At 42.7% G+C, this 1,485-nt stretch carries 2 protein-coding genes; both read left to right on the top strand.

The features are described 5' to 3' along the window. Nucleotides 1-51 precede the first annotated feature (51 nt). The gene (locus HEQ50_RS12840) at nucleotides 52-582 is read left to right on the top strand and encodes a helix-turn-helix domain-containing protein (RefSeq protein ID WP_232842757.1); all 531 of its coding nucleotides are present in this window, start codon (nucleotides 52-54) and stop codon (nucleotides 580-582) included. Beyond that, complete coding sequence (locus HEQ50_RS12835) at nucleotides 519-1,463, top strand: IS3 family transposase (protein WP_370520159.1); 945 nt, start codon at nucleotides 519-521, stop codon at nucleotides 1,461-1,463. The genes HEQ50_RS12840 and HEQ50_RS12835 overlap by 64 nt, the downstream gene beginning before the upstream one ends. Nucleotides 1,464-1,485: the final 22 nt, after the last annotated feature.

Below are 1,485 nucleotides of genomic sequence, written 5' to 3'. Positions count from 1 at the left end.
TGAAGTGAACCCCCAAGGTTGGACAGAAAGTCCAACCTTGGGGGTTTTATTATGGTTAAGTTTAATTTAGATTTTAGGATTAAAGTCGTCACTGAATATTTAAGTGGCATTGGTTCGCCTTCACTAGCTAAGAAGTACCGAATTAGTAAGCGAGACACTATTCTTCTCTGGGTTAGCCGCTTTCAGAAGTACGGTGTCGACGGATTGAAGCTAAAACATCGCAAGACGGAATATTCTAGCCAGTTCAAGGTCGATGTATTAAACTGGAGAAAACAACATCAGGCTTCGCTTCCGGTAACAGCTCTGCACTTTGATCTATCTTCGCCAAGTACCATTTGGCAATGGGAAAAGCGCTTTGAAGAACAAGGAATCGTTGGCCTTGAACGAAAGCGAGGAAAGCCTAAAATTATGGCTAAACATAAACAAATGAAGCCTTCAAAGAGTAGTAGCCAACCCACTACCGCCGACGAATTGAAGCAACTGAAGCAAGAGAACTTGATGTTAAAGATTGAGAACGAATACCTAAAAAAACTCGACGCCTTAGCTCAGAAGAAGTCAGTAGACAAGAAATCTCGCAAATAGTGACCGAGTTAAGGCAGGTCTTTCAAGTACCCATCAAACTTCTACTCAGAGTAGTCAAGGTCCCAAGAAGTACGTATTATTACGCACGAACACATCGTCAGCAGGAAAGGTTAGACGATTCTCCAATCATTCAAGCTATCGATGAGATTCGGCAGGAAGACGCTAAGTACACCAAAAAGTATGGTTACCGGCGACTAACCAAAGCTTTACAAGAACGTGGATTCACAGTGAATCATAAGCGAGTCTTACGCCTAATGCATGAACACGATTGGCTTTGTTTAGCCTATAATCGACAAAAACGTAAGTACAATTCGTACAAGGGAACTGTTGGTAAAATTGCGCCTAATCGGTTAAATCGACGGTTTAAAACGGACCGGCCTTATCAAAAACTCGTCACCGATGTCAGTGAATTTCGCTATGGTGGTATGAGTCAAAATGACCGTGTCTATTTAGAACCAGTCATTGATCTCTTCTCAGGCGAAGTATTAGCCTTCAACATCAGTGACCATCCGACAGTAGAGTTCGCTTTAAAACCGCTCAGAGAAGCCTTAGAAGGATTGCCAAAGTTAGGTTATCGAACAACAGTCCATACGGATCAAGGCTTCCAATATCAGCACAAGTTTTGGCGAGAAACGCTCAAGGAACATCGTGTGTTTCAGAGTATGTCGCGCAAGGCAACCTGTTTAGACAATGCGGTAGTTGAGTCATTCTTCCACATCATGAAGGTCGAAGTCATGGATGAACATTTTGAGAACAAGGAAGATTTGATTCAAGCTATGACTGATTGGATTAACTTCTACAACAAGCGTCGAATCAAAACAAAACTGGATGGCAAGTCCCCGGAAAAGTACCGGGAACTCACCATCCAGCAAGCAGCGTAAATTCTGTGTCCAACTTTAAGGG

It is taken from the genome of Lactobacillus sp. HBUAS51381 (genome assembly GCF_012641095.1).
Lineage (GTDB): Bacteria > Bacillota > Bacilli > Lactobacillales > Lactobacillaceae > Levilactobacillus.
The sequence above is the reverse complement of the archived record's forward strand: the minus strand, read 5'-3'. Positions and strand labels throughout refer to the sequence as shown.

Bases quoted from the DNA above. Each gene is read 5' to 3' on its own strand.
- HEQ50_RS12840 (WP_232842757.1), top strand. From the start codon at position 52: ATGGTTAAGTTTAATTTAGATTTTAGGATTAAAGTCGTCACTGAATAT.